Origin of the sequence: Streptomyces chiangmaiensis (assembly GCF_036281785.1) — a bacterium.
Lineage (GTDB): Bacteria > Actinomycetota > Actinomycetes > Streptomycetales > Streptomycetaceae > Streptomyces > Streptomyces chiangmaiensis.
Genome location: NZ_JAYWVC010000003.1, coordinates 74,758 through 101,021, shown reverse-complemented (window position 1 = coordinate 101,021; position 26,264 = coordinate 74,758). Strand labels below are relative to the sequence as shown.

Genomic DNA, 26,264 nt, shown 5'->3' with positions numbered 1-26,264 from the left:
CCATTTCCCACGCGCCTGGGTGGGAGCGCTGTGCAGGCCCTCCCACGTTGTGACGGCTTCGCGAAGATCCTCGACATCCGGCTTCACATCTCACTTCACGGCTTTGCCCACCCGTGGCGGGGGGTTGGCCGCCGCTTCTTCGGGCCGGAGGCCGGTCCAGCGGGGCGGGCCATTCGTGCGCGGGCAGGAGGTCGCGGAGCCTTGCCGTTCTGCCGCGGCCCAGGAGCACTTCGGTGTCGAGGTTCGCGGGGTCGATCTGGCGCATGAACTCCCGGCACCGGCCGCACGGCGGCAGGACGTGCAGGACGCCCTCGTCGTTGCGCCATACGGCGACCACCTTGGCGATCCGGTACTCCCGCGCGGTGACCATGGCGGCGACGGCTGCGTGCTCCGCGCAGAAGCCGGTGCCCGACCCGGTGTCGATACACACGCCCGAGTACAGGTTGCCTGCCTCGGTGACCGGCGTGGAGCCGACATCCGTGCGACGGTCATTGCGCCGACGGGCTTCGCCCTCCACGGCTCACCCCGCTCCCAGGCCGGTCAGGGCGCCGACCGGGTCCAGATCCGGGGTGCCGCGAGGCCACCAGTCCTCGCGGCCCGCCTCCGACTCGTACGCGTACCAGAGACCGTCCTGGCCGAGGCGGAGTTGAACATGGGCGTCGGGGTGCGTGAGGCGGTTGCGCCACGGGCGGAACGCGGGAAGGTCCGCGGCCAGCAGCAGGGGGCGGGCGCGGTCGAAACGGCCCGCCGGCGGGTCCCAGGGCTCCTCCAGTACGGCGAGTGCCGCTTGTCCGCCCTGCCGCCATGCGGCGACCGCGCGCGCCAGATCGGCCGGAGTGCGCCCGGTGGCGGCGGCCAGGGAGGCGTACAGCGCCCGGGTCCCCGCGGTGAGTCCCGAACCCGGCCGGGCGGAGGCGAGCCGTACCGCGTCCTGCCACAGTGTCAGCTCCGCGACCGGGTCCTCTCCCATGGTCAACAGGGCGTGCGCGCGGGCGGCCGCGTCCGTGGCCAGCTGGTCCAGCGCGAACGGGTCCGGGCCGCCCGGCACCCCGGGATAGACCGGCGGCTGCTCGGGGTGGGCGGGCGGCGACAGCGGAAGCGGAAGCGGCGGCCGTGCGTTCCGCGCCACGGCGTCCCGCGCTCGTACGCCGGCGACCGGTGCGGGTTCCCGTTCCTGCGCGGCCCGGGCCGCGCGCGCCGCGTTGCGCCGGGACAGCGCGTCGAGCAACTGCCGTTCACCCCGGCCGCGAAGGAGAAGCAGTACGAAGGGGTCCCGGTCGAGCAGGCGCGCGGTCTGGTAGCAGACGGCGGCCGCGTGCTTGCAGGGGTGGCCGAAGTCGGGGCAGCTGCAGCGCGGTTCGAGGTCGCCCGGCCCGGGCAGCAGCCGGACCCCGCAGTCCGCGAGGGACTGCGGCACCTGCTTGTCCAGCAGTGCGGCGATGTGCCCGGGCCGCTCGGCGGCCGCGTCCAGGAAGCGGTCCCACTCGTCGTCGGAGAACGTGCGCAGCCGGACCTGTACGCGATAGGGGCGCGGACGGCTGCCCTGTACGTACGCCAGCACAAGACCGGGGGTGACGGTGATGGCGTCCACGTTCCCCCGGCCCGCGTACGTCCTCCCCCGCGCCAGCCGCGCCGAGTCCAGGGCCCCCTCCTCCAGCGCGGTGACCCAGGCGTTGCCCCACCAGGTCTCGGCGAGCCGCTCGGATGCCTGCGCCGCTCGCGCGGGGAGCGCGGCGAAGGTGCGCCGCAACTCGCCGTCGCGACCGGGGGCCGCCATGGAACGCGGGTAGCGGGCCGCCGCGGGAGGTGGACCGCCCGGTTCCCGGGGTGGATCCGGTGTTCCCCGCCGGCGCCGCAGGGACGCCTCCGCTGCCTCCTGCCCTGGGGGCGAGGGGGCGTCCCCCCGCTCACCGCCGGCGTCAGCTGCCGCGGACGAGGCCCCGCTCTGCGACGCCGGCAACACGAAGGCACCCGCGAGGAGTTCCCGGACGTCCTGGACCCGGGCGTCCCCGGCACGGGTGCGGGTGCGGGTCCGCCCCCGGGTGCCGGCCGTGGTGGACCCGTCCAGGGTCTGGACGTCCCGGGTGCGCGGCGCGGACGGCTGCCGATCCGCCTCCGTCCGCGCGGCGCGCAACGCCTCCCGCGCGGCGTCGCCGGGGCGCGCGGCCGGTGCGGATTCCCGGGGCGCAGCGGTGTCGCCCACCACGGCCGGGTACCGGTCGCCCGACGCCGGCGGTGACGCGGGGTCCTCTGCTGTTCCCCCGACGCTGTGGCGTTCCGCGTTCGCCCGGCGCAGGGCGGCGCGTGCCGCATCGCCCGGCCGGGCCTCCGGTTGCACGGCTTCCGGCGGCGCCGAAGGCTCCGCGTGCGTGGCCGAGGGCCCCTCGCCCCCAGGCCGCTCCCGCGCTGCCCGCAGCGCACGGCGCACCCCGTCGGCGGGACGCGCCTGGTCGCCCGGGGCCGCCGCGGTGGCCTCCCGCGGCTCGTCGCCCGCCGCGCGCCGTTCCTCGCCCGCCCCGCTCACGCCGTGCCCCTCAGCGACACCAGGTCGGACAGCTCCCGGTCGGTCAGTTCGGTCAGGGCCGACTCGCCGGAGCCCAGGATCGCGTCGGCCAGCGCCCGCTTGGCCTCCAGCATCTCGGCGATGCGGTCCTCGACCGTGCCCTCGGTGATCAGGCGGTGGACCTGGACCGGCTGGGTCTGGCCGATGCGGTACGCCCGGTCCGTGGCCTGTTCCTCCACCGCCGGGTTCCACCAGCGGTCCACGTGGATGACATGGCCTGCGCGGGTGAGGTTGAGGCCCGTGCCGGCCGCCTTGAGGGACAGGACCAGGACCGGCGTAGCGCCGCTCTGGAACCGGTCCACCATCCGTTCCCGTTCGGGTACCGGCGTGCCCCCGTGCAGCAGGTCGACGGGCACCGCGCGGGAGGCCAGATGCGCGGTGATCAGGCGGGCCATGCCGACGTACTGCGTGAAGACCAGCGCCGAGCCGTCCTCCGCCAGCACTGTGTCCAGCAGCTCGTCCAGCAGCGCGAGTTTGCCGGACCGCACGGCGAGGCCCGCGGCCGTCCGCGTGTCCTCCTTCAGATACAGCACGGGGTGGTCGCAGATCTGCTTGAGCGAGCCGAGAAGTTTGAGGACCATGCCGCGGCGGGCGATGCCCTCCGCCGTCTCGATCGCGAGCATCGACTCCCGCACGACGGCCTCGTACAGCGCGGCCTGTTCGCGGGTGAGGGGCACCGGGTGGTCCGTCTCCGTCTTCGGCGGCAGTTCGGGGACGATGCCCGGATCGGACTTCTTGCGGCGCAGCAGGAACGGACGGACCAGACGGGCCAGCCGCTCCACCGCCTGCGTGTCCTCGCCGTTCTCCACCGCGCGTGCATGCCGGGCCCGGAAGGACTTGAGCGGGCCGAGCAGTCCCGGGGTCGTCCAGTCCAGGAGGGCCCACAGTTCGGAGAGGTTGTTCTCCACGGGGGTGCCGGTGAGGGCGACGCGGGCGGGGGACGGGATGGTGCGCAGCGCCTTGGCCGTCGCCGAGTACGGGTTCTTGACGTGCTGTGCTTCGTCGGCGACGACCAGGCCCCAGGTCTGTCCGGCCAGCCGTGGCGCAGCCGTCCGCATCGTCCCGTACGTGGTGAGCACGAAGCCGCCGTCCAGGCCGTCCAGGGTTCGCTCGGGGCCGTGGAAGCGGCGGACCGGTACGCCGGGGGCGAACCGGGTGATCTCCCGCTGCCAGTTGCCGAGTAGCGAGGCCGGGCAGACCACCAGGGTGGGCTCGCGGCGCGACCGGCGCAGATGGAGCGCGATGACGGTGACGGTCTTGCCGAGCCCCATGTCGTCGGCGAGGCAGCCGCCGAGGCCGAGCGAGGTCATCAGGTCCAGCCAGGCCAGTCCCCGCAGTTGGTAGTCCCGCAGGCGGGCGGCGAGGCCCGGGGGCGGTTCCACGGGGACGATGCCCGCGGTCAGCCGGTCCCGCAGTGCGGCGAGGGCCCCGACCGGCACCGCTTCCACCGTCTCGCCGTCGACCTCCGCGCTGCCGGTGAGCGCCACGGACAGCGCGTCGACCGGGTCGAGCAGGCCGAGCTCCCGCTTGCGGGCCTTGCGGACGAGCGCGGGATCGACCAGCACCCATCGATCACGCAGCCGGACGACCGGGCGGTGGGCCTCCGCCAGGGCGTCCATCTCGGCCTCGGTGAGCGGATCGCCGCCGAGAGCCAGCTGCCAGCGGAACTGAAGGAGGTCCTGGCCCTCGAAGAAACCCGTGCCGTCGGTCGCCGAGCCCGGCGCGGGTCGTACGACCGCCGCCGCGGTCAGGTCCTGCGCCAGGTCACGGGGCCAGTGCACGGCGACGCCGGCCGCACTCAGCCGGGTGGCCGCGACACCCAGAAGATCGGTCAGCTCGTCCTCGGACAGGGCCAGCACGTCGGGCGCCTCCTGCTCGGACAGCCGGTCCAGCGGAGGCCAGACCCGGGCCGCTCGGCGGACGGCGAGGGCGGCGTCCACCCGCGCGCGGGGGCCGAAGGCCGCGTCGGCCTCACCGGCCCACAGCTCCGCCGCGTCGACGACGAGGGTCGGGTCCGCGAGGCTGTGCACCTGCACGACCGCCGCCCCGGCGCGACGGGCTCCCTCCCCCTCGTCGAAGAGGTCGTACGCGGACAGGTCCAGGCGCAGCGAGATGCGCACGCCCGCGTCCATCCCGGCCGCGACCTCGGCGGCCCAGTCGTGTGCCAGCGGCAGACGCTGCGGTTCATGCGCCGCGAACGGCCTGCCCGCGGTGTGGGCAGCGGCCGGGGTGCGCGGCAAGGTGTCCGCGACCGCGTCCAGAAAGGACCTCACAAGGGCCTCGGGCTCGGGCAGCAGGAGCGGGCCCTTGCCAGGGAGCGGCACCGCATGGCCCTCGTACGGCAGGGCGGCGGCGACCGCCCTGAGGTGGGTGATGTCGTCCGGTTCCAGTGGCCCCGCCCGCCAGGCGTCGTATCCCTCCGGGGACAGGCCCGGCAGCAGCCGGCCCCGCGCGACGAGCCGCAGGGCGTGCAGCGCGGCCGCGCCCCAGCACGCGGTGGCCGGGTGGGCGGCGGGATCGCGCCGGGCCCGGGCGAGCAGCGGCAGGGCCTCGGCGACCGTCAGCGACACGGCCGGAACGGTGCCCCGGCGCACTCCGGGCCCATGCCGGCGGACGACCGTCAGTTCCTCCGTGGTGTCCGACGGCAGGGAACCGCCCTCCGGGTCCCAGAAGGCGACCCGGCCCTGGCGGGGCACCGGCGCGGGCACGAAGACGGCGGCCAGCCGCACGGGCACGCTGCCCTCCGCCACCTGTACCGCCATGCGTCCGGTCACCTCCCACCGCTGAAGTCGAGCCGTCTTCGACTCTACGGGCGGGGTCCGACAATCGGTTCCGGCGGCCGCGGGGCCGCCGTGGGCGGGACCGTCAGGGGATCGTGCGCGACACCACGTACACCGTGGGCTGCAGCGGGTGGGCCTTGTTCACCACGATGTCCAGGGTGGGCGCCGGGTTCTTCTGCTTGTGGACGAGGCCGTACCAGGAGCCCGGTGCCGCGAAGGCCCAGCCGACGATGTTCTGGTCGCGCTCGCTGATGACGATGTCGTCCTTCTTCAGGGCGGTCTGCGAGGTCTTGAGGTGGCCGAGGAATCGGGTCAGACCGGCGTCGTCGGTGTCGAACTGCACGTAGAGCCGACTGGTCTTCCAATTGTTCGTCTCGTAGTACGCAACGTTGGTGGCCCCCTTCGGGATCGTCACCTGGTACAGGCGGCGCTGCACGCGCGAGGGCCAGCCCGCGGTGAGCCCGGTCGCCGAGTACTTCGCCTCCTTGTCCTTGCCGCTCTTGCGGCTCTGGTTCGCGGAGATCACCAGGTAACCGGCGGGCACGCCGATGAGCAGCACGATGATCAGCAGCGTCAGCGCGCGGCGGCGGAACTTGTGCCACCCGCCCTCCGGAGGCTGCGAGGGCTCGTCCGGCGGCGAGGACTGGCGCGGTACCGTCACAGCGTGCCCTTGGCGCCGCGGCGGGCTTCCGCGTACCGCTCGTAGCGCTCGTACCGCTCCACCCGGCGACGGTTGGCGCGCCGGAACCGGCGGGCGACGAGCCGTGCCAGGTCCGCGGCCCCGACCATGCCGGCCTCGGGACCGAGCTGGGCGCGCGTGATGCGGGCCTCGGGGCGGTAGCCACGGCCCGTCAGGTGACGTCTGAAGGCATCCCGGGCGGGGGCGATCAGCAGGTCGTCGGCCGCACTGACACCGCCGCCGATCACGAAGCAGGAGGGGTCCAGGGCCGCCGCGAGGTTGGCGATGCCGACGCCGAGCCACTGGCCGATGTCCTGGAGCAGCTCGATGCACATCGCGTCGCCCTCGCGGGCCAGCTCGGTGATCATCGGGCCGCTGATGTCGGAGATGTTGCCCTTGACGTGCTCGATGATCCCGTATGCGACCGGGGAGTCCGCGGCGGCCAGCTCCCTGGCCTCACGGACCAGGGCGTTGCCGGAGCTGTACTGCTCCCAGCAGCCCCGATTGCCGCACGGGCAGCGGTGTCCGCCGGGCACGACCTGCATATGGCCGAACTCGCCCGCCACACCGAACTTGCCGCGCTTGACCTGGCCGTCCTCCAGGATGGCGCCGCCGATGCCGGTGCCGAGGGTGATCATGACGAGATGGTCCTCGCCCCGGCCGGCGCCGAAGCGCCACTCGGCCCAGGCGGCGGCGTTGGCGTCGTTGTCGACCAGGACGGGCACCGCGAGCCGCCCGGCGAGGCGGTCGCGCAGCGGCTCGTTGCGCCAGGACAGGTGCGGGGCGAACAGGATGCGGTTGCGGTCCGCGTCCACCCAGCCGGCCGCGCCGATGCCGACGGCATGCACGTCGTGCCGGTCGGAGAGGTCGAGGACCAGCTCCACGATGGTGTCCTCGACGACCTTCGGGCTCTTGGACTTGTCCGGCGTCTCGGTACGGAGCCTCTCCAGGATGTTGCCGTCCGCGTCGACGACGCCGGCCATCACCTTCGTGCCGCCGATGTCGATGCCGACCGTGGGGACACGGGGCGCGGTCAAATGGGAGCGGCGCTCGCGCGTGCCGACGGTCCGCAGGACGGTGGCCCGGGCGGAGCCGCGGTGGGTGAAGTCGCGGTAGGTGCTCATCGTGCCCGATTCTGCCTTACGCCACCACAGGGTTGCATCGCGGAGCCCCCGCGCTCGGCACGGGACCGCGGCGGCGCGGCCCTGTGGAGAACCGGCACGTCCGACGTGGCTCGTCCCGCCGCGAGGGTGCGGCACGGCGTCACAGCCACGCGCTCCGAGGGTCGCGTTCCTGCGGGGCACGTTCGAGTTCGTGGCGCGGATCGTCCAGTTCGTTGCCGCCCGCCATCTGGCGCGCGAGCCGAAGTACACCGTCCGTGCGATCGCCACGCACTGGCGTTCACCGCCCGACAGGGTGCCGATGGGCTGGTCGACGTCGCCGGTGATCTACGCCCCCGCCCGGTCAGGAGCGCACGAGGAGCTGGAACTCGAACGAGTAGCGCGAGGCCCGATACGTGTGGGTGCCGAACTCGACCGCGCGCCCGGTGTCGTCGAACGTGATGCGCTGCATGGTGAGCAGCGGGGTGCCCTCCGGCTCGCCGAGCCGTTCGCCTTCGGCCTCGGTGGCGGCGCGGGCCCCGATGGACTGCCGGGCGCTGTGCAGCGTGATGCCGGCGGCACGCATCAGCCGGTAGAGGCCGGTGGACTCCAGCTGTCCGGTCCTGAGGTCGAGCAGGTCCTTCGGCAGGAAGTTGCACAGGTAGGCCATCGGCTCGCCGTGCGCGAGACGCAGTCGCTCGATCCGGTGCACCTCCATGCCCTCGGGCACCCCGAGCGCGGCGGCGACCTCGGCGGAGGCGGGCGCGAAGGTGTTGACGAGAACCCGGGTCGCGGGGCGCTGCCCGGCCGCCTCCAGGTCGTCGTACAGGCTGCTCAGCTCCAGCGGGCGCTTGACCTGGCTGTGCACGACCTGTGTGCCCACGCCGCGGCGGCGCACGAGCAGGCCCTTGTCGACGAGGGACTGGATGGCCTGGCGGACGGTGGGCCGGGAGAGGCCGAGCCGTGCGGCCAGGTCGATCTCGTTGCCCAGCAGACTGCCCGGGGTCAGCATCCCGTGCTCGATCGCGGCCTCCAGTTGCTGGGACAGCTGGAAGTACAGCGGAACCGGACTGTTCCGGTCGACGCTGAGCTGGAGCGAGGCGGTCGGATCCACATCTGGTTTCGGCACGGGCCGAGCGTAGCTCCGGCACCTGTTGACGGGAAGTTGTGTAGTCAGATTGTCCGGACAAACCATTGACACGGTGAGGGAGGGGCCTCCACGTTGTTCCCATGCGCATCGGACTCATCGGGGCGGGCCGCATCGGGACGTTCCACGCGACCACGCTCAGTCGCCACCGCGATGTCGGCTCGCTCATCATCACCGACGTCGACCGGGCCCGGGCCCATGCACTCGCGGACCGTCTCGGGGAGACCGCGGCACCCGGGGTGAACGAGATCTTCCTCTGGGGCGTGGACGCCGTGGTGATCACGGCGGCGACCGCGGCGCACGGCGAGCTGATCGGTCGGGCGGCACGGTCCGGGCTCCCCGTCTTCTGCGAGAAGCCCATCGCCGTCGACCTGCCGGGGACCCTGGGTGCGCTGGCAGAGGTCGACGCCGCCGGAACGATCCTGCAGATGGGCTTCCAACGCCGCTTCGACGTGGGCTACACGAACGCGCGGGAGGTGGTGCGCTCCGGCAGGCTGGGACGGCTGCACACGGTCCGCGCGATGACGGCCGACCAGGCACCGCCGTCCGCCGCGTACCTCGCGATCTCCGGTGGCATCTATCGGGACTGCCTCGTCCACGACTTCGACATCCTGCGCTGGGTGACCGGCCGCGAGATCGTCGAGGTCTGCGCGACCGGGTCCGACGCCGGGGGGCCGATGTATCGCGAGGCGAACGACGTCGACACGGCGGCAGCCGTGCTCACACTGGAGGACGGCACCCTGGCCACCGCGACCGCGACCCGTACCAACGGCGCCGGCTACGACGTCCGCATGGAGCTGGCCGGCGAGCTGGACACGATCGCGGTCGGCCTGGACGACCGGACACCGATCACGTCCACCGAGTCCGCCGGTCCGCCGCCCGCCGTCAAGCCGTGGACCGGTTTCCTGGAGCGCTTCGCACCCGCGTACGAGGCCGAGGTCGCCGCGTTCGTGGAGGTGGTGCGCGGTGAGCGCGCCAACCCGTGCGACGGCCGCGAGGCGCTCCAGGCCCTGCGCATCGCGGAAGCCTGCGAGCTCTCGCGCCACGAGCGCCGCCCGGTGGGCCTCGCCGAGATCGCGGGCGCCCTCGCGTGAGCGGGGGCGTGGCGCCCCGATGGCTGCGCCTTCCCACGGCGCCGCGCCGGCCGGACTCCAGCGCCGCACCTCCTCGCACGCCGTCCGCTACCAGCGCACCGGCAGACTCCGCACCCCCCGCATGAGCATGCCCGGCAGCGACGGCCCGGGCGGGCCGTCCAGGGCCAGATCCGGGCAGCGCTCGAGCAGGGTCCGCAGCGCGATACGGGCCTCGAGACGGGCCAGGGGCGCCCCCAGGCAGTAGTGGATGCCGTGCCCGAAGGCAAGATGGCCCTGGGGGGCGCGGTGGATGTCGAAGCGGTCGGGGTCGGGGAAGCGGACCGCGTCCCGGCCGGCCGCGTCAAGCCCGATGATCACCGTGTCGCCCTCGGCGATGGCCGTGCCCGCGATCTCCATCGGCTCCGACGCGTAGCGGTACGTCGCCGTCTCCACCGGTCCCTCGAAGCGCAGCAACTCCTCGACGGCACCGTCGAGGAGCGTCATGTCGGCGCGCAGGGCGGCCAGTTGCTCCGGGTGCGTGAGCAGGCTGTGCACGCCGTTCGTGATCAGGTTGACCGTCGTCTCATGGCCCGCGACCAGCAGGATGAAGGCCATCGCGCGCAGTTCGCTGCCGGAGAGCCGGTCGCCGTCCTCGGCCCGGGTGCGCAGGAGGTCGCTGAGCAGGTCGTCGGCCGGGGCCGTGCACCGTTTGTCCTCGATCAGCTCGTCCAGGTACATGGTCAGTCGCCGCACCGCGGCCCGTTCGGCCTCCCAACCGGTCGGGGTCACGATCTCGTTCGAAAGGGCCCGGAAGGCCACCCGGTCGATGTCCGGGACACCGAGCAGTTCGCAGATGACGGTGATGGGGAGCGGATAGGCGAGGGCCTCGACCAGATCGGCCCGGCGCTTCGGCAGCATCTCCGCCAGCAGTTCGTCGGTGAGCTGCTGGACGCGCGGGCGCAGTGCCTCCACGCGGCGCATGGTGAAGGACCGGGCGACGAGAGAGCGCAGCCGGGTGTGCTCCGGCGGATCGACGATCAGCACATGCCGGCCCATCAACCCGTCCTCGCGGCTGACCGGCCCCCTCTTGGTGCTGTCCTTGGACAGCCTCGGGTCGGCCAGCGCTGCCCGCGCCTCCTCGTATCCCACGATCAGCCAGCCCTCGTACACCTCGGGCGGTGGCGTGCGCACCCGGTGCACCGGGCCGCGCGCCCGCAACTCGGCGTAGAGCGGATACGGATCCCGTGTGAAGCCCGGCCCGTACGCCCCCAGATCGATCACGGCCATGCGCTCCCCCGCCCGTTCGTCGGCAGCCGGTTCATCAGCCCGTTCCCCAGGACAACGGACGGTGTGCGCGATCAGTGCCCCGGCTCGTCGAGGAGTCCCGCGTCATACGTCGATGGATGGCCTCGGAGAACCTGTGGGGTCCGGCCGGGCGCGGACGATGTCAGGCGACGCGGGCCAGGGCGTTGGGGACGACGCGGCTCGCTCCGCAGCCGATGCGCGAGCCGCGGGGCGAGGTGTTCGTGGCGAACGGATCGTTCCGGTGCCGAGTCACATCAACCCGGATCGGGCCTCAGGTCCGCCGACCGTGGGGCAGTGGTCAGCAGCCGAAGTCGATCAGGTCGAACGTCGCATAGTGGTCCGAGGTGTAGTAGTCCTCCTCGTACTGCCTGCCGGTGACGATGCGGCGGGCCCCACGGGTGGAAGAGCCGGGGGTCTTGGCCGTGTGTCATGTTAATGACAACTCCAGAGAGTTTCACGACAAGTCCCGTGAATTTTCGGGGAGTTGACCTGCGGCTTCGGCCGGGTACCGGGAAGGGCGGTGGTCGGCGGGGCGTGCGCCGGGCGTGGCGTGACAGCGAAGGACGCCCGGTACGGCGATCGACGGCAGGGAGCGGATCTCCCGCGCTCCGCCCGTGTACGCGGGTGGCGGCGCCTCCAGCGGAGCGATCACCGTACCGGTGCGGACGATCTCGGCCTACGCGTCCTGCGGAAGCTCGTACGAGCCGTAGTGCGGACGGCCGGAACTCATCGCTTCACCCGGCGTGTGTCGAGAACAGTCCTCCGGTCGGACCCTGCTTGTCCCCGCCCTGGGCCTTCTTGAGGGCGTTGGCGAGGCTCTCGATGGTGAGGGACTGCAGGATCACGCGGCCGTTGCCCTCCAGGGTGGCCAGGGACAGGCCCTCGCCGCCGAAGACCATGTTCATGAGCCCCTGGCGGTTGAGACCGCCGACGCGCTGGACGCCGTACTGGATCCCCTCCTCGAAGGCGACGACGCACCCGGTGTCGACCTCGATCCGGCCGCCGAAGTCGGCGGGATTGAGGTCGATGAAGTTGCCCGCGCCGGCGATGATCACCGTCCCGTACCCGGTGAACTTCTCCAGGACGAAACCCTCGCCGCCGCTCATGCCGGTCCGGCCGCCCCGGAAGGCGATGCGGTGAAGTACTGGAACGCCAGCGACTCGCCCGCGAGCACCCGCTGGCCGACCTGCGCGGCGGTCCCCATGGCCTGGCGCAGGAAACCGCCCATGCCCCCGCCGGCGCCGCCGCCCTGCGGCTGTCCGCCGTTGTTCGACGGGCCGGACAGTCGGGTCTCCATGGTGACGTTCGTGGTCTTGAAGAGGAACTTGCCCGCCTCGCAGTACACAGTCTGTCCCGGGCGCAGGCTGACGACCGCCATCTGCATGGCGTTGCCGACGATTTCTTGCTGAAGAGTCACGCGGGGAGAACGCGCCGGGGTGGCCATTGAGTTCCGTGTAGTGACGAGTTCCACTGAGCCACGGAGAGCAGCGTCGCCGAAGTCGACGTCCGTTCACCACCGGAGGCCCGCCGGAACCGCGGGTGGACCGCGTACACCGTCCCCCCGGTCACACCCGCACCGGGCGGGCGCGGACATGGCCTACGTCACGGGCGCCGAGTTCGCCGTGGGCTGCGGGCGGCCCGCCTGAAGAGGCGCGGGGGCCCACCGTCGTAGGGGGGTGTGCGCCCCGTCGCCCGGTGGTCTCAGCCGCCCAGCTCCTGGTGCCGTCCGGCCAGGCGTGCCGCGCCCTCCCCGGTCAGGGAGCCGTGCAGGCGCAATCGGGAGATCCCGCCGTCCGGGAAGATGTCCACGCGCGCGTGCGTACCGACGGCGGGTTCCGGCAGGACGAACCGGTGGTTCGTGTCGGGCTGGAGACGGGTGCGCGGGAGGATCTCACGCCATTCGCCGTCCTGGCCGTCCCTGACCGAGACCGCCGCCCAGCCCGCCGCGTTGCCCTTCAGATACGCCGTGTCGATCTCGATCGCGCGGATCCGGGACTGCTCGGCCAGCCGGTAGCGAATCCAGTCGTTGCCCCGGTCGCGGCGGCGCCGCGTCTCCCAGCCGTCGTCCATCGTGCGGGAGCGGCCCGGCTGAATGGTGTTGGTCGCGGGCGAGTAGAAGAGGTCGGAGGCGTCCTCGACGCTGCCCCCGTTCTCCAGGGCGACGACGTCGAACGTGCCGAGGACCTCGAGCCACGCCGGATCCGGCACCACATCGCCGTGCACGCGCAGGCGGGCGATGCCACCGTCGGGGTGCTGGTGGACGCGCAGATGCGTGAAGCGCCGCTCGACGGTGACCTCGAAGCCGTTCGCCGCGTGACCGCCGATCGGGGTGCGCGGGAGAAGCGTCGTCCATGTCACGTCGTCGCCCAGCAGTTCCTCCGGTGACGGGGAGCCCGGCACGGAGGTGCCCTCGACGGACACCGCCTGCGGGTAGTTGCCCCGGAAATGGGCCGTGTCGACGACGATGCCGCGGACGACACCGGGCGCGCCGAGGCGTACCAGCGCCCAGTCGTGGTCCTCCGCCGTGGGCCACGGGTGCTCGGCCGAGGTGCCGCGGCGCCGCCGCGTCTCCCAGCCGTCCATCACCTTGCCCTTGTGCCCGAAGTGCTCGGGGTCGAACTCGGCTCGCTCGGGCACCAGCAGATTCTCGCGCTGGGCGAAGAACTCGTCGTTGGCGGCGATGACACCGGCGCCGAGCCGGCGGTCGGCGAGGTCGGCGAAGCGGGTGAAGGAGTAGTCGGCGGTGCGGTAGTCCGCGTACGGGTCTCCGCCGCCGTACGGTTGCGCGTCTCCGGTGAAGCGGGCCGTCTCGGATCGATGCTGCGCCGTCACGGTGATCAGGTCTTCCTTTCGGGAGTCGGCCGCTGCGGGTGCGGGGTGCCGGTCAGTCGTCCCTGCTGAGCAGTCGGCCCCTCGGCCCGGTGAACTCGCTGTCCTTCACGATGCGTTCACCGCGCAGCCAAGTGGACCTGACGACGCCGTGCAGGGTTCTGCCCGCGTAGGCCGTCACCCGATTGCGGTGCTGGAGGGCCGCCGGGTCCACGGTGAAGGTCTCGTCGGGCGCGAGCACCACGAGATCGGCGTCCCGGCCGGCCTCGATGGCGCCCTTGCGCGCGTCGAGTCCCACCAGATGTGCCGTGTGCGTGGACGTCCAGCGGACCACGTCCTCGAGGCGGTGTCCCCGTCGGCGCGCCTCGGTCCACACCGCGGGCAGGCTCAGTTGCAGTCCGGAGATGCCGCCCCAGGCGGTGGCGAAGTCGTCGGTCTTCAGGTCGGTGGTCGACGGGGAGTGGTCGGTGACCACGCAGTCGATCGCGCCGTCCGCCAGCGCCTGCCACAGCGGGTCCTGGTTCGCCGCCCCGCGGATGGGGGGACAGCACTTGAACTCGCTGGCCCCGTCCGGGACTTCCTCGGCCGTGAGGGTCAGATAGTGCGGGCAGGTCTCCACGGTGATCCGTACGCCCCCGGCCCGGGCCTCGGCGATCAGCGGCAGCGCGTCGCCGGAGGACAGGTGGAGCACATGCACCCGCGCGTCGAGGCGCTTCGCCTGCGCGATCAGGTTCGCGACGGCCGCGTCCTCGGCGTCGTGCGGCCGGGAGGCGAGGAAGTCGGCGTACCTCGGCCCGCCCAGCTGCGGGGCGGCGGCAAGGTGATGCGGATCCTCGGCGTGCACGGCGAGCAGTCCGCCGAACCCGGCGATCTCGGCCATGGCGCGGGCGAGTCGCTCCTGGTCGAGGTGGGGGAACTCGTCCACTCCCGACGGGGACAAGAACGCCTTGAAGCCGAAGACCCCTGCGTCGTGCAGCGGCCGCAGGTCCTTGACGTTGTCCGGCAGGGCGCCGCCCCAGAAGCCGACGTCGACGTGCGCCTGGCCGGCCGCGGCCTCCTTCTTCGTGCGGAGGTGGTCGACCGTGGTGGTCGGCGGGATCGAGTTGAGCGGCATGTCGATCAGGGTGGTGACCCCGCCGGCCGCCGCCGCGCGGGTGGCGGTCCAGAAGCCCTCCCACTCCGTGCGGCCCGGGTCGTCGACGTGCACGTGGGTGTCGACCAGGCCGGGCAGCAGGACATCGTCGCCGAAGTCCTCCAGACGGCTCCCGGCCGGAACCTCCGCTTCGTACGGCAGGACCGCCGTGATCGTTCCCCCGGCGACCGCGACCGCCGCGGCGCGCGTCCCCTCGGGAGTGATGACGCGCCTCGAACGCAGCACCAGTTCAGCGTCGGACACCCCGGCCCCTCTCTGCCGCCGTCCTGCCTCCGGGAAAGGGATTCACATCCACCTGACGAATTTCAACGTTCTGTTGAAGGAGTCTTCACTCCCGCCTCCGCGCCGTCAAGGGCACACTTCCTTCGACACCTCCAACGTGCCCGCACTGGACTTTTCCGCAAAGCGGAATTACAATTCCACCCAGCAGACACAGGGCCGTACCACCACCAGGAAGCCAACCGGCTGCCGGATAGGCTTTGCCCCTTCCTGCCAGCCCGAAAGGAACGCGCCGTGCCGACGTCGACACCCAGCGCCAGCGACGCCCCCGCCAAGTCCGCTGCGAGCGGTGGCGTCCAGTCCCTCGAGCGCGCCTTCGACCTGCTGGAGCGGATGGCCGACACGGGCGGCGAGGTCGGCCTCAGCGAGCTGTCCGCAAGCAGCGGACTACCGCTGCCCACGATCCACCGCCTGATGCGCACGCTGGTGGCCTGCGGTTATGTACGCCAGCAGCCCAACCGCCGCTATGCGCTCGGCCCTCGGCTGATCCGGCTCGGCGAATCGGCGTCCCGGCTGCTCGGCACCTGGGCCCGCCCCTATCTCGCGCGCCTGGTCGAGGAGACCGGCGAGACCGCGAACATGGCACTGCTCGACGGCGACGAGATCGTGTACGTGGCCCAGGTCCCGTCGAAGCACTCGATGCGCATGTTCACCGAGGTGGGACGGAGGGTGCTGCCGCACTCCACGGGCGTGGGCAAGGCGCTGCTCGCGACCACGCCGGACAACGAGGTGCGCGCCCTGCTCTCCCGCACCGGCATGCCCGCCGCGACCGAGAAGACGATCACCTCCCCGGAGGCGTTCCTGGCCGCACTGGAGGAGGTGCGCACGCGCGGGTATGCCGTCGACGACAACGAGCAGGAGATAGGGGTCCGCTGCCTCGCCGTGTCCGTGCCCGATTCGCCGACGGCAGCGGCGATCTCGATCTCCGGCCCGGCGGGACGCGTCACCGACGCGGCGACCGAGACGATCGTGCCGGTGCTCCAGCAGGTGGCCGCCGAGCTGTCGCAGGCACTGGCGCGTTCGGGCAGCCCCGCGGCCTGAGCCCCCAGCGCACACGGCCTCGGGCCGCACGGCCCGAAACCGCGGTCGTGGTGCCCTGTCCCCACGCGGCGCATGTCAGTCGCGCCGTGGCTCCCCGAACAGTTCCACCGCGTTGCGGACATCCGACAAACCCCGGGCCAGCGCGCTGACCGAGCCGATCGCGCCGGCGATCAGCAGCAGGGAGCGGTGCAGGCGCGGGATCTCGGGGATACCGCTCGCGGCCATCGCGGCCAGCACGGCGAGTTCGTCCTCGGCGATGGCGCGGTCAGGGAACTCGGAAGGGAGCGTGGCGAGTTCACGGCGCAGCCGGGACACGGCGGTCCGCAGTTCCGCCACCCTCGGGTCTTCCTCGCTGCCGGTCACTGGCCTCTGCCCCAAGCTCCGCAACACAGCTCTCCCCCTCGTGCCCGTCGCGCGCGGCTTCGACACGTCGCCGCTGTCCCGTGGCGTTGGTCGGGCGCCGGGGACGCGGGTCAGTAAACGCCACCCGGTGCGCCGGGCGCCACTGTGCGGACCGAAATTCAGTCCATGGGAAAGGCGCGGTCGGCGGCGGGTCAGGTATGCAGGACGTATGACACGAAAAGAGGACCGCGTCGCCGGACTGCTTCTCGCGGCGGGCGGCGGGCGGCGACTCGGCGGACGGCCCAAGGCGCTGCTGGAACACCGGGGGCGACCGCTCGTGGAGCACGCGGTGGCGGCCCTGCGGACGGCCGGGTGCGGCCGCGTGCACGTGGTGCTGGGAGCGTCCGCCGAGGCCGTACGGGAGCGGGCGGATCTGACCGGCTGCGTCCTGGTGGACAACCCGGACTGGGAGGGGGGTATGGGCTCCTCCCTGCGGGCCGGTCTCGATTCCCTCGCCGGGACGGGCGTGTCGGCGGCTCTCGTCTCGCTCGTCGATCAGCCCGGCGTCGGCCCGGAGGCGGTCGCCAGGGTGCTCGGGGCCTACGAGAACGAGGCATCGCTGGTCTCCGCCGCCTACGACGGGGTACGCGGACATCCGGTGCTGTTCGGCGCCGGCCATTGGGCGGGCGTCGCGGCGGCCGCGACGGGCGATCGTGGAGCGCGCGCCTACCTCAAGGCTCACGAGAACTCGATCGCCCTGGTGGAGTGCGGGGACGTGGCGCAGCCCCACGACATCGACACCCGAGCGGACTTGGCCCACCTCGAGTGAGGAGGATGGCACCCAGCGCCACCGTCCCTCGAGACAGAGAATCTCGACGTCAACAGAACATTGAACTTCCACTATAAGGAAACTAGTATCCACTGGTCAGAAGCACCAGACCGCTCATCAGGCGCCTTCAGCCGCATCAAGACTCCCTGGCACCCGGTGCCGCGGCGCCCTCACATCAGCTCGCCGAAGGAAGTGACCGCTCATGTCCGCACCAGCGCCGTCGCCGATCGTCGTCGACGCCGAGCCTCTCCCCCGGCAGGACGAGGTCCTCACGGAAGCGGCCCTCGCCTTCGTGGCCGAGCTGCACCGGCGGTTCACGCCCCGACGTGACGAGTTGCTCGCTCACCGGGCCGAGCGCCGCGCCGAGATCGCCCGTACCTCGGCGCTCGACTTCCTCCCCCAGACCGCCGCGATCCGCGCGGACGACTCCTGGCAGGTGGCCCCCGCGCCGGAGGCCCTGAACGACCGCCGCGTCGAGATCACCGGCCCCACCGACCGCAAGATGACCATCAACGCCCTCAACTCGGGCGCCAGGGTATGGCTCGCGGACTTCGAGGACGCCTCGGCTCCCACCTGGGAGAACGTGGTCCTCGGCCAGCTCAACCTGATCGACGCCTACACCCGGAACATCGACTTCACCGACCCGGGCTCCGGCAAGTCCTACGCCCTGCGCCCGAACGAGGAGCTGGCGACGGTCGTCATGCGGCCCCGTGGCTGGCACCTGAACGAGCGTCACCTCCTCGTCGGCGGACAGCAGGTGCCGGGCGCCCTGGTCGACTTCGGCCTGTACTTCTTCCACAATGCGCAGCGCCTGCTCGACCTCGGCAAGGGGCCTTACTTCTACCTGCCCAAAACGGAGTCGCACCTGGAGGCCCGCCTCTGGAACGACGTCTTCGTCTTCGCCCAGGACCGGCTCGGCGTCCCGCAGGGCACCATCCGGGCCACCGTCCTGATCGAGACGATCACCGCGGCGTACGAGATGGAGGAGATCCTCTACGAACTGCGCGAACACGCCTCGGGGTTGAACGCAGGCCGCTGGGACTACCTGTTCTCCATCGTGAAGAACTTCCGTGACGGCGGCCCGAAGTTCGTCCTCCCCGACCGCAACGCCGTCACGATGACGGCCCCGTTCATGCGCGCGTACACCGAACTCCTCGTCCGCACCTGCCACAAGCGCGGCGCGCACGCGATCGGCGGCATGGCGGCGTTCATCCCGTCACGGCGCGACGAGGAGGTCAACCGGGTCGCCTTCGAGAAGGTCAAGGCCGACAAGGACCGCGAGGCGAACGACGGCTTCGACGGCTCCTGGGTCGCCCACCCCGACCTGGTGCCGATCGCCATGGAGTCCTTCGACAGGGTCCTCGGCGAGAAGCCCCACCAGAAGGACCGGCTCCGCGAGGACGTGGACGTCAAGGCCGCCGATCTGATCGGCGTCGACTCCCTGCACGCGAAGCCGACGTACGCGGGCCTGGTCAACGCGGTCCAGGTCGGCATCCGCTACATCGAGGCCTGGCTGCGCGGCCTCGGCGCGGTCGCCATCTTCAACCTGATGGAGGACGCGGCCACCGCCGAGATCTCCCGCTCGCAGATCTGGCAGTGGATCAACGCGGGCGTCGAGTTCGAGAACGGCGAGAAGGCGACCCCAGAGCTGGCCCGCAGGGTCGCCGCCGAGGAACTCGCGAACATCAGGGCCGAGATCGGCGAGGACGCGTTCACGGCCGACCACTGGCAGCAGGCCCACGACCTGCTTCTGAAGGTCGCCCTCGACGAGGACTACGCGGACTTCCTCACCCTCCCGGCGTACGAGCAGCTGGCCGGCTGACTCAGGGGGCCGGCTTCTCCGAGTGGCCGAGCGGTTTGCCCGGGGCCACTCGGTCGCGGACCAGCCGCTTCACCGCCGTGGGCTCGGGGAAACCCTGCTCACGGCGGTCCCAGACCACCTCGTCGTTCACCCGTACGACGAAGACACCGCCCGTGCCCGGCTTGAGCGCGAGCTCCGTCAGCTCGGTCTCGAACGTCGTCAGCAGTTCCTGCGCCAGCCAGGCGGCGCGGGGCAGCCAGCGGCACTGGGTGCAGTACTCGATCTGGACGCGGTGCGTCGCCGACGAAGGGGCGTCCGTCGTTCCAGGGGTGTCCGTCATCCCAGATGCACCGACCAATCCCGCTCCGCCGCCGGTTTGCCGTGCAGGTCCGGGACCCGCTTGAGCCAGTCCGGCCGGCCTTCCTGTGTCCGCACCGCCCGCAGGGCCTCCTCGGCGGCCAGCTCCTCCCGGGTGGGGAAGTCGATGGGCAGCCAGGACTCGGACGCCTTGACCCGGGCCGTCAGGTAGTCCACGTAGGCGTCCCTGACCTCCCCGGGCGTCGCGAAGCCGGGCTCACCGGCCAGCCACGCGTCCGGTACCTCCTCCGTGACCTCACGCAGCAGGTCCTCGGTCACCTTGGGCGCGAGGTCGGCCTCGGCGGCCCGCATGTCCGGGGTGAAGTGGCCGAGGGCGTGGTGACGAAAGTCATACGCCTTCTCCGGTGCGGAGGCGTCCCACCGATGGTGGAAGACCAGGGCGGCGCCGTGGTCGATCAGCCACAGCTTCGGGGAAGCGACGCCGAAGGTGGGCCAGACCATGAGGTTGGAGCTGTGGACCGTGCGGTCCACGTTCACCGTCAGCGCGTCGAGCCAGATGATCCTGCCGGCCTCCAGCGGGTCGACCGTGCAGGCCCGGGCGACCTCGGGGGTGAAGTCACGGGCGCCCGGCAGATAGTCCATGCCGAGGTTGACGCCCGGGCTCGCGCTCAGGAGGTCGCGCACCTCCTGGTGCGGCTCGTGCGCGGCGATCGCCGGGTCGAAGTGGGCGAGGACCAACTCGGGCACGCGCAGGTCGAGCCGGCGCGCCAACTCCCCGACGATCACCTCGGCGACCAGCGCCTTCACGCCCTGAGCCGAGCCGGTGAACTTCACGACGTACGTCCCCAGGTCATCGGCCTCCAGGACGCCGGGCACGGAACCGCCGGACCTCAGGGGTGCGACGTAGCGGGTCGCCGTGACCTCCCTCAGCATGTTCTCGGGCTCCACGGCACTCGTGCCTCACGCTCCACGGTCAGTCCCCACTCGGGTGCGCCCCAGGGAACCGTCCGCGATCGGCCTGGAGAGATCCTCGGAAGTTTCGACTGACATGCCGATCCCCTCCCTTCCGGGCAGCCCATCGACGACGGTGCGCCCCTTGCCTCGTGTGCCTCCTGCCTCCGGCATGAAGTGAGCATAGTAACCGAGCGTGACAGCCGGCGAGGAGAGCCCGAGTCACCGCGCCATGGTCATGCGGGTACACGGTGTCGGGATCGGCGCCCAGAGGGAGCGGGCTTCGGGTCCGCTGTTCTGAGCGCGTCACTGGCATCGGGCGCCGGCGGTGTCGCCCTCCGGAGGGTGCGGCCGGAACCGCTGTTCATGCCGTCCCTCATCACCGCGGCCGACCGTCGTGCCTCAGCAGCGGCCAAGGCGCTCGTCGACCTCGTGCCGACCACTCACCCCGCCCCGGGCCTGGACGCCTGACGATGGACCTCGCCTGTCGGTCGCGATGCGCGGAGGCCGGAGCCGGCCGTTCACCGGCAGGCCAGCGGGTTGGGCAGCGGCAGATAGCGCGCGTCCGCGCCGTCCGCGCCCGTCCAGCGCAGCAGGAGGTTCGTCTTGCCCGGGAGGGTGGGCGAGGCCAGCAGGCCCGGGATCTCGGGGACCGGGTGGCGGGCGAGTTCGGCGCGGGCGGCGGGCCAGGGGTTCCAGCCGGGATGACGTTCCGCCAGCACGGCGGCCACTTCCGTGAGGTTGTTGACGACCAGGGTGTAGACGAGCCGCTCCCAGCCCGCCGCGCGGGGGACCTCCGTGAGAAGTTTCACACCCTCCGCGTCCCGGAACAGCGCCTGGACGGGCCGGCCCACGGAGTCCACCGCGACCAGCGTGTTCTGCAGATGTGCCTCGAGGACGACGCCGTGCCGCTCGAACGCCTCCAGAGCCGGCGGGACGACCTGGCGCAAATACGCCGGCCACCAGGCCGCCGGGTCGGTGAGCCCGTCGAGCGGGCTGCCCTCGAAGCCGTCCACAAGGGCCGCGGCGAGGAGCGGGGTGGAGCCGGGCAGGAGGTGCGGGCGCAGGCCGTCGCGGACCAGCACGGCCAGTTCCTCGAAGGCGAAGCCCGCCGTGCGGTAGCCGCGGTCGCTCAGCCAGGCCGCCGGGCCGGTCCCCGCCGCGAACGCGGAGGCCACGGCCTTGTCGGTGCGGCGCAGCTCGAGCAGGTCGTGGCGCCACAGGCGGCGGATGTCGTTGGTGATCCGCACGTCCAGGCTGAACTTGAGGAAGAAGTCGTCGCCGGGGGCGTAGACGGTGCGGATCGCCGCCGTGGGAGCAACGGGACGGGGGGCCTCGCCGAGCCGGACGAGGCGCCCGTCGTCGAACGCCTCCCGGATCTCCGGGCGGGCGGCCACCAGACCGAGCTGCCAGGGATGTGCGGGCAGCAGCCGGTAGCCGCGCGGGGCCGCGCCGAGCGCGTCGAGGGCCGTCGTGTCGCCCTCCTCGACGACCACGTCCTCCCGTACGCCCAGAAGGGTGAGCGGGAAGCGGGCGTACGCCTCGGGCGCGTACGGCAGCCAGTTCGCAGCGGGTCCACCGCCGCGCGCCTTCGGGGCGGGATGGTGGGGGTGGCCGGTGATCAGGGACTGCTCGGAGCGCACATACGGGTCGTCCGGCGCCGTCGCACGGGCACGGGCGGTCAGGATCGCGGCCACCGCATCCCGGCTGTCGATCATCTCGCCGGGCAGTTCCGGGTTGTCCAGGCCGGTGGCGCGGCGCAACTCGTCGGCGGTGAGTTTGACCAGTTCCGCATGGGTGAGCGGATGCCAGGAACCGGCGGCGTACAGCTCGGGGTCCCGCGGCCGGCGTACGCCGCGTACCCGAAGCAGCAGGCCGCCGGCCCGCAGACGGTGGACGCCCTGCTCACCGGCGGGTTCCGCCGCCTCGTGGATCAGGCAGTTGAGCAGCGGCGCCACCGCGTGGGCGTCGGCGCGCTCGGGGACCTCGTCCCTGGGGTGTATGGGGTCCACGTGATCCATTCGTTCCGTACGGTGCACTGACGACCAGTATGTCTGCGGTGGTCCGTCACCAGGATCGGCCACCCCGTCCCCCGAGGAGCCCGACCGTGCCCCCTTCCCCCTCCGCCGAGACCGGGATCGCCGACGAGCTCGGCCTCGTGCGGCCCGGCCTGTCGGCGTCGTACGCGGCCGAGCTCCCCGGCGCCCGCTCCGCCGTCCTGTCGCGCCTGTGGCGGGCCCTGGCCCATGAGCCGCTGCCGTGGATCACGCGCCGGGAGCCGGCGGCCGGCGGGCTCACGCTCCATCTGGCCGACGGACGCCGACTGCACGGACCGGCTGCCGACCCGTACGCGACCACCGCGTACGTGACCGAGGTGCGGCTCGAAGGACGGTCGTACGACCGTCCGGGCGCGCTGGTCACGGCGCTCGGCGTCCCCCACGGTGACCCGTTCGCCGCCGACCTCGACCACAGCACGGCGTCGTTGGCACTGTCCCGGGCCGACCGGTCACCGGACACCCCGGAACCGCTGACGAGCTGGGCCTGGGAGCAGCGGGTGGTCGACGGACACCCGTTCCACCCGAACTGCCGATCGCGGCCCGGCTTCTCGGTCGCCGAGCAGCTCGCCTACGGGCCCGAGCACCGGCCGCTGGTACGCCTCGGTCTGGTCCCCCTGGACGACGACGGTCTCGTACGGGGCGAGTGGCCGAAGTGGCTGTGGGACGGCGAGCGCCCGCTGGTCCCGGTCCATCCCTGGCAGACCGCACACGTACTCGGCATGCCTACGGAGGAGGGTCCGACCGCGCATCCGCTGATGTCCCTGCGGACCCTGGCGCTGCCCGACGACGGCCCGCATGTGAAGACGGCGCTCAGCGCACGGCTGACGTCCTCGGTGAGGGACATCTCGGTCCAGTCCGTCGAGACGTCGCTCGTCGTCTCCGACTTCGTGGGGTCGATAGCCGCACGCACCGACGGCCTGCTGCACGTCACACGCACTCTCGGAGCGGTCAGCGCGCACTCCCCCGACCTCGGGGCGGTCGTGCGCGAGTCGCCCGAGATCTACGCAGACACGGCGACCGGCGAGCGGGTGGTCCCGGTGGCCGCCCTGCCGCTGACCGGCCTGCCCTCGTCCACCGCCTGGTTCGCCGCATTCACCCGCCTCGCCCTCACCGTGGGTCTGCGACTGCTGGACCTGGGCGTGGCCCTGGAGGCGCACGGCCAGAACCTGCTGGTCGTGCTCTCGCCCACCGGCGCCCCACGACGGCTGGTCTACCGCGACCTGGCCGACATCCGGGTGAGCCCGGCCCGGCTGGCCCGGCATGGCATCAAGGCTCCGGACCTGGCCGGTCGCATGGTCACGGACGACGAGACGACGCTCCGCCGCAAGCTGTTCGGCTCGCTCGTGGCGGGCGCGCTGGCATCGACCGCGGGGTCGGCGCCGGCGCTGCGGAGAGCGCTGGAGCCTGTCGTACGAGACCTGCCGCGCACCGCCGATCTGACGGCACTGTGCGTGGAGCCCCTGCCCGCCAAGGCCCTGACCTTGATGCGGCTGTCCCCGCAGCGGCCCGGGGATCTGTGGACGCTGCTGCCGAACCCGCTGACCGGGTCGCGCCCGTGACCGCGAAGGGCCCTCGATACTCACTTCAACCACCCAACGGAAGAAGGGAGTTGGATTGCCTCTCGCTCCTCCGACGCTGAATCATGGAGTGTTGCAGAAGCGGCTCGGTGGAACGAGGGGACGGAACAGTGGCCGACATCCGGGGCATCGACGAGTTGATGACCCCCTTACGTCCGGACCAGCTCGACGCGGGAGCCGTGGTCGCCCAGTCGCTGGACAACCAGTGGGTGAGCGCACAGCTGACCGAGGAGATGATCCGGGACGGGAGATCGTTGCGGCAAGTGGCGGACCGGCGGGAGACGCAGGTGCGCGCCGAGTACTTCCGCAGCCTGATCAACTCCCCGCAGGCCGTGGTGAACCGGGCGTTCTTCTACAACAACCCGGCGATCAGCCGGGACCTGATCGAGGGCGGGACAGCACGTCAGGCTCATCGCAGGCTCCTCACCTCGGGCGCCCTGGTCCCGTATCTGCTCAACGAACGGCACCCGGCCGAGCAGCCCGCCCGCCATCTGCACGTAAACGACGCCGGATACGCGGCGTGGCGGGACACCTTCGAGGAGATGTCCGCCACGGACCGGGTCCGGTGCGTGCGCATGTCGTGGGACGACCAGGAGAACCGGGAGCGGACCCGGGCCCGGCTGTTCAGGCCGTTCGCCGCGAAGGTCCAGGGACTGACCGCGCTGGACCTCGATCTGCTGGCCGGCCAGGTCGGCGTCGTCCCCGCGGAGCACGGGGCGTTCCGGCAGCGCCTGGGCGAGCTCGTCTCCTTCAGCAACGATCTGAACGTCCGGGGCGAGTCGGTCGTGCGCAACGTCCTGTACGAGAAGTTCGTGACCGTGCCGGGCACCAACGTGGCGGATGGGCGGTACGACGGCGCCAAGCCGTTCGCCGCACAGATCAAGCAGCTGCTCGACCTGCTCTACAACGTCAACCTCGCCGATGCGCTGGGCCGTTTCCCGCTCACCCCGCAGGGCAGCCTGCGGCGGGTCGTGCTGCAGGAGGTCCGGCAGATGCGGGACGATCCCGAGATCGTCCGTGATCCCGAAGCGCTGTCCCTGTTCCTGCGAAGGCAGGCCTTCGGCATCGTCCAGGACCACCTCACGCCCTCCAACGTCGACGGGCTGACCCTCGGGGACGTGTGGTCACTGCGGCAGAGCGGGGCCTGGAACGCCTACATCAGGGCCTTCGGCGCGCTGACCGCCGACCCGCTCGCCTTCCACGACCAGGTGGGACGGGTCTTCGACCACTATGTCCGGGTCAACAGGGTCATCGTGGAACTCGCGGCGGCACGCAGGCAGCGGATCAGAACCAGCCGGTGGTCCCCCGTCATCGAGGTCGTGGTCACCCTGGGCGGTTCGGTGTTCACCGCGATTACCGGCGACCAGACCTGGGAAGTGCTGGGAAGTATCGCGCCCCTGGCAGCCGGTCCGGTGGGCGGCTCGGTACAACTGGTGCTGCGCAACAGGCGGGAAGGCATGCGGGAACAGAAATTCGCCCGTGAGATCGCCCGGGTCCGACTCGACAGCGAGCGGGAATGGGCCGTGTTCCACGACCTGGTGAGCCGGCTCGGTGCCTATCGGGAGGCCTCCGTGCCCCCGCCGCAGGCGACCGCAGTCACGACCACGCAGGACGACGACGACCTGCAGGAGTGGTGACCGTCGTGCGCGGGAGCCCATGAGTGCGTACCGGCGCGCACGGCGCGCCTACGAGGCCCTGCGCCGGGTCCGTCCGGAGTGGTTCCGCAACGAGTCGGGCGGTATCGAGATCCTGTCCGATCCGGCCCTGGTCACATCATCGCTGTGGCGGATGCGGTGCCACACCGCCGCGCGGGAGGCGCGGGGCAGCCGGGGGCGGTACTGGTGGGCGCGGCTGCGTCACACGGTGCGTCCCGAACCCGTCGGTGTGGTGTCGGCCGACCGCTTTCTGTTCCATCTGCGCGATCCGGTGCGCTTCCCGGACGGAGCGCTCGGCCTGTACAACCGGATCGTCCCGCCGCCGGGGGCGACACCCGGCGTCGTTGTGCTGCCGCTGGTGGGCCCGGACCGAAAAATCCTGCTGCTCGAGCACTATCGGCATGCCACCCGGGACTGGCACTGGGAAGTGGTGCGGGGATTCGGCGACCCGGGGGCGAGCGCGGAGGAGAACGTGGCGCGGGAACTCGAGGAGGAGGTGTCCGCCCACCCGCGGCAGACGCTCCCGCTCGGGGAACTCCACCCGGACACGGGCCTGCTGGCCCAGCACGTCCAGCTGTTCGCGGCCCGCGTGGAGTCCGTCGGCGAGCTGGAGCGGCACGAGGGGATCCGCCGGGCGATCGTCGTCTCCTGCGCCGAGGCGGAGGAGATGGTGCGTACGGGGGACATCACCGACGCCTTCACCATCGCCGTGCTCTACCGGGCGCGTCTAGCAGGGTTGTTCGATTAGACCACCAGGGTTCCACGGCTCGTTTTGAAGCGCGCAC

General features: G+C 72.0%; 19 protein-coding genes and 4 pseudogenes. 7 read left to right on the top strand and 16 right to left on the bottom strand.

Features of this window, described 5'->3' with window-relative positions; genetic code table 11:
- Window positions 1-259 precede the first annotated feature (259 nt).
- From VXC91_RS46895 to VXC91_RS02065, 7 genes and pseudogenes are all read right to left on the bottom strand, one after another.
- Window positions 260-517, bottom strand: a pseudogene (locus VXC91_RS46895) (hypothetical protein); the annotation flags it as partial.
- A 3-nt stretch (window positions 518-520) separates the two neighbouring features.
- Window positions 521-2,524 (bottom strand): SWIM zinc finger family protein, encoded by a 2,004-nt coding sequence (locus VXC91_RS02090; protein ID WP_408057314.1) that lies wholly within the window; start codon window positions 2,522-2,524, stop codon window positions 521-523.
- Window positions 2,521-5,325: a DEAD/DEAH box helicase gene (locus VXC91_RS02085; RefSeq protein ID WP_329504620.1), complete on the bottom strand. Its 2,805-nt coding sequence runs from the start codon at window positions 5,323-5,325 to the stop codon at window positions 2,521-2,523. Before VXC91_RS02085 ends, VXC91_RS02090 begins: the two co-directional genes overlap by 4 nt.
- A 103-nt stretch (window positions 5,326-5,428) precedes the next feature.
- Complete coding sequence (locus tag VXC91_RS02080) at window positions 5,429-6,004, bottom strand: sugar kinase (protein WP_329504619.1); 576 nt, start codon at window positions 6,002-6,004, stop codon at window positions 5,429-5,431.
- Window positions 6,001-7,146, bottom strand: coding sequence for an ROK family glucokinase (locus VXC91_RS02075; protein WP_329504618.1), 1,146 nt, complete (start codon window positions 7,144-7,146; stop codon window positions 6,001-6,003). The genes VXC91_RS02080 and VXC91_RS02075 overlap by 4 nt, the downstream gene beginning before the upstream one ends.
- A 231-nt stretch (window positions 7,147-7,377) precedes the next feature.
- A pseudogene (locus tag VXC91_RS02070) lies at window positions 7,378-7,461 on the bottom strand (ATP-binding cassette domain-containing protein); the annotation flags it as partial.
- A 25-nt stretch (window positions 7,462-7,486) separates the two neighbouring features.
- Window positions 7,487-8,236: a GntR family transcriptional regulator gene (locus VXC91_RS02065; RefSeq protein WP_329504673.1), complete on the bottom strand. Its 750-nt coding sequence runs from the start codon at window positions 8,234-8,236 to the stop codon at window positions 7,487-7,489.
- A 116-nt stretch (window positions 8,237-8,352) separates the two neighbouring features.
- On the opposite strand from VXC91_RS02065, the gene VXC91_RS02060 reads away from it, so the two are divergent.
- Complete coding sequence (locus tag VXC91_RS02060) at window positions 8,353-9,363, top strand: Gfo/Idh/MocA family protein (protein ID WP_329504617.1); 1,011 nt, start codon at window positions 8,353-8,355, stop codon at window positions 9,361-9,363.
- A gap of 87 nt (window positions 9,364-9,450) precedes the next feature.
- Here VXC91_RS02060 and VXC91_RS02055 read toward each other — a convergent pair whose 3' ends face one another.
- The 5 genes and pseudogenes from VXC91_RS02055 to allB all read right to left on the bottom strand — a co-directional run bounded on the left by VXC91_RS02055 (window position 9,451) and on the right by allB (window position 14,872).
- Window positions 9,451-10,629 carry a cytochrome P450 family protein gene (locus VXC91_RS02055; RefSeq protein WP_329504616.1) on the bottom strand — a complete coding sequence of 393 codons (1,179 nt, stop codon included), beginning with the start codon at window positions 10,627-10,629 and terminating at the stop codon, window positions 9,451-9,453.
- 316 nt (window positions 10,630-10,945) lie between these two features.
- Window positions 10,946-11,074: pseudogene (locus VXC91_RS02050) on the bottom strand (ribonuclease domain-containing protein); the annotation flags it as partial.
- Between the two features lie 307 nt (window positions 11,075-11,381).
- Window positions 11,382-12,064, bottom strand: a pseudogene (locus VXC91_RS02045) (AIM24 family protein).
- Window positions 12,065-12,348: 284 nt separating this feature from the next.
- A complete protein-coding gene (gene alc, locus VXC91_RS02040) occupies window positions 12,349-13,488 on the bottom strand; it encodes an allantoicase (RefSeq protein ID WP_408057317.1) in 1,140 nt (379 codons plus the stop codon).
- Window positions 13,489-13,531: 43 nt separating this feature from the next.
- The gene (gene allB / locus VXC91_RS02035) at window positions 13,532-14,872 is read right to left on the bottom strand and encodes an allantoinase AllB (protein ID WP_329504613.1); all 1,341 of its coding nucleotides are present in this window, start codon (window positions 14,870-14,872) and stop codon (window positions 13,532-13,534) included.
- Between the two features lie 270 nt (window positions 14,873-15,142).
- Here allB and VXC91_RS02030 point away from each other — a divergent pair, with 270 nt between their 5' ends.
- Window positions 15,143-15,949 carry an IclR family transcriptional regulator gene (locus VXC91_RS02030; RefSeq protein ID WP_329504612.1) on the top strand — a complete coding sequence of 269 codons (807 nt, stop codon included), beginning with the start codon at window positions 15,143-15,145 and terminating at the stop codon, window positions 15,947-15,949.
- 75 nt (window positions 15,950-16,024) lie between these two features.
- Here VXC91_RS02030 and VXC91_RS02025 read toward each other — a convergent pair whose 3' ends face one another.
- On the bottom strand, window positions 16,025-16,339 hold the full coding sequence (locus VXC91_RS02025) for a DUF5955 family protein (protein WP_329504611.1): 315 nt from the start codon (window positions 16,337-16,339) through the stop codon (window positions 16,025-16,027).
- A gap of 181 nt (window positions 16,340-16,520) precedes the next feature.
- On the opposite strand from VXC91_RS02025, the gene VXC91_RS02020 reads away from it, so the two are divergent.
- Both VXC91_RS02020 and aceB read left to right on the top strand, forming a co-directional pair.
- Window positions 16,521-17,120: a nucleotidyltransferase family protein gene (locus VXC91_RS02020; protein ID WP_329504610.1), complete on the top strand. Its 600-nt coding sequence runs from the start codon at window positions 16,521-16,523 to the stop codon at window positions 17,118-17,120.
- Between the two features lie 202 nt (window positions 17,121-17,322).
- The gene (aceB, locus tag VXC91_RS02015; protein WP_329504609.1) at window positions 17,323-18,942 is read left to right on the top strand and encodes a malate synthase A; all 1,620 of its coding nucleotides are present in this window, start codon (window positions 17,323-17,325) and stop codon (window positions 18,940-18,942) included.
- Window position 18,943: 1 nt separating this feature from the next.
- Here aceB and VXC91_RS02010 read toward each other — a convergent pair whose 3' ends face one another.
- The 3 genes from VXC91_RS02010 to VXC91_RS02000 all read right to left on the bottom strand — a co-directional run bounded on the left by VXC91_RS02010 (window position 18,944) and on the right by VXC91_RS02000 (window position 22,211).
- A complete protein-coding gene (locus tag VXC91_RS02010; RefSeq protein WP_329504608.1) occupies window positions 18,944-19,261 on the bottom strand; it encodes a SelT/SelW/SelH family protein in 318 nt (105 codons plus the stop codon).
- Window positions 19,258-20,172 (bottom strand): HipA family kinase, encoded by a 915-nt coding sequence (locus tag VXC91_RS02005; protein ID WP_329504606.1) that lies wholly within the window; start codon window positions 20,170-20,172, stop codon window positions 19,258-19,260. Before VXC91_RS02005 ends, VXC91_RS02010 begins: the two co-directional genes overlap by 4 nt.
- Before the next feature lie 539 nt (window positions 20,173-20,711).
- The gene (locus tag VXC91_RS02000) at window positions 20,712-22,211 is read right to left on the bottom strand and encodes an IucA/IucC family protein (protein ID WP_329504604.1); all 1,500 of its coding nucleotides are present in this window, start codon (window positions 22,209-22,211) and stop codon (window positions 20,712-20,714) included.
- A gap of 29 nt (window positions 22,212-22,240) precedes the next feature.
- Here VXC91_RS02000 and VXC91_RS01995 point away from each other — a divergent pair, with 29 nt between their 5' ends.
- From VXC91_RS01995 to VXC91_RS01985, 3 genes are all read left to right on the top strand, one after another.
- Complete coding sequence (locus VXC91_RS01995; protein ID WP_329504602.1) at window positions 22,241-23,806, top strand: IucA/IucC family protein; 1,566 nt, start codon at window positions 22,241-22,243, stop codon at window positions 23,804-23,806.
- Between the two features lie 128 nt (window positions 23,807-23,934).
- Complete coding sequence (locus tag VXC91_RS01990; protein WP_329504600.1) at window positions 23,935-25,461, top strand: hypothetical protein; 1,527 nt, start codon at window positions 23,935-23,937, stop codon at window positions 25,459-25,461.
- 19 nt (window positions 25,462-25,480) lie between these two features.
- Window positions 25,481-26,227 (top strand): NUDIX hydrolase, encoded by a 747-nt coding sequence (locus VXC91_RS01985; RefSeq protein ID WP_329504598.1) that lies wholly within the window; start codon window positions 25,481-25,483, stop codon window positions 26,225-26,227.
- The last annotated feature ends 37 nt before the right edge of the window (window positions 26,228-26,264 follow it).

Bases quoted from the DNA above. Each gene is read 5' to 3' on its own strand.
- VXC91_RS02000 (WP_329504604.1), bottom strand. From the start codon at position 22,211: ATGGATCACGTGGACCCCATACACCCCAGGGACGAGGTCCCCGAGCGC.
- VXC91_RS02075 (WP_329504618.1), bottom strand. From the start codon at position 7,146: ATGAGCACCTACCGCGACTTCACCCACCGCGGCTCCGCCCGGGCCACC.
- VXC91_RS02005 (WP_329504606.1), bottom strand. From the start codon at position 20,172: ATGCTGAGGGAGGTCACGGCGACCCGCTACGTCGCACCCCTGAGGTCC.
- VXC91_RS02010 (WP_329504608.1), bottom strand. From the start codon at position 19,261: ATGACGGACACCCCTGGAACGACGGACGCCCCTTCGTCGGCGACGCAC.
- VXC91_RS02020 (WP_329504610.1), top strand. From the start codon at position 16,521: ATGACACGAAAAGAGGACCGCGTCGCCGGACTGCTTCTCGCGGCGGGC.
- VXC91_RS02055 (WP_329504616.1), bottom strand. From the start codon at position 10,629: ATGGCCGTGATCGATCTGGGGGCGTACGGGCCGGGCTTCACACGGGAT.
- VXC91_RS02060 (WP_329504617.1), top strand. From the start codon at position 8,353: ATGCGCATCGGACTCATCGGGGCGGGCCGCATCGGGACGTTCCACGCG.
- VXC91_RS02085 (WP_329504620.1), bottom strand. From the start codon at position 5,325: ATGGCGGTACAGGTGGCGGAGGGCAGCGTGCCCGTGCGGCTGGCCGCC.
- VXC91_RS01985 (WP_329504598.1), top strand. From the start codon at position 25,481: ATGAGTGCGTACCGGCGCGCACGGCGCGCCTACGAGGCCCTGCGCCGG.
- aceB (WP_329504609.1), top strand. From the start codon at position 17,323: ATGTCCGCACCAGCGCCGTCGCCGATCGTCGTCGACGCCGAGCCTCTC.
- VXC91_RS01995 (WP_329504602.1), top strand. From the start codon at position 22,241: ATGTCTGCGGTGGTCCGTCACCAGGATCGGCCACCCCGTCCCCCGAGG.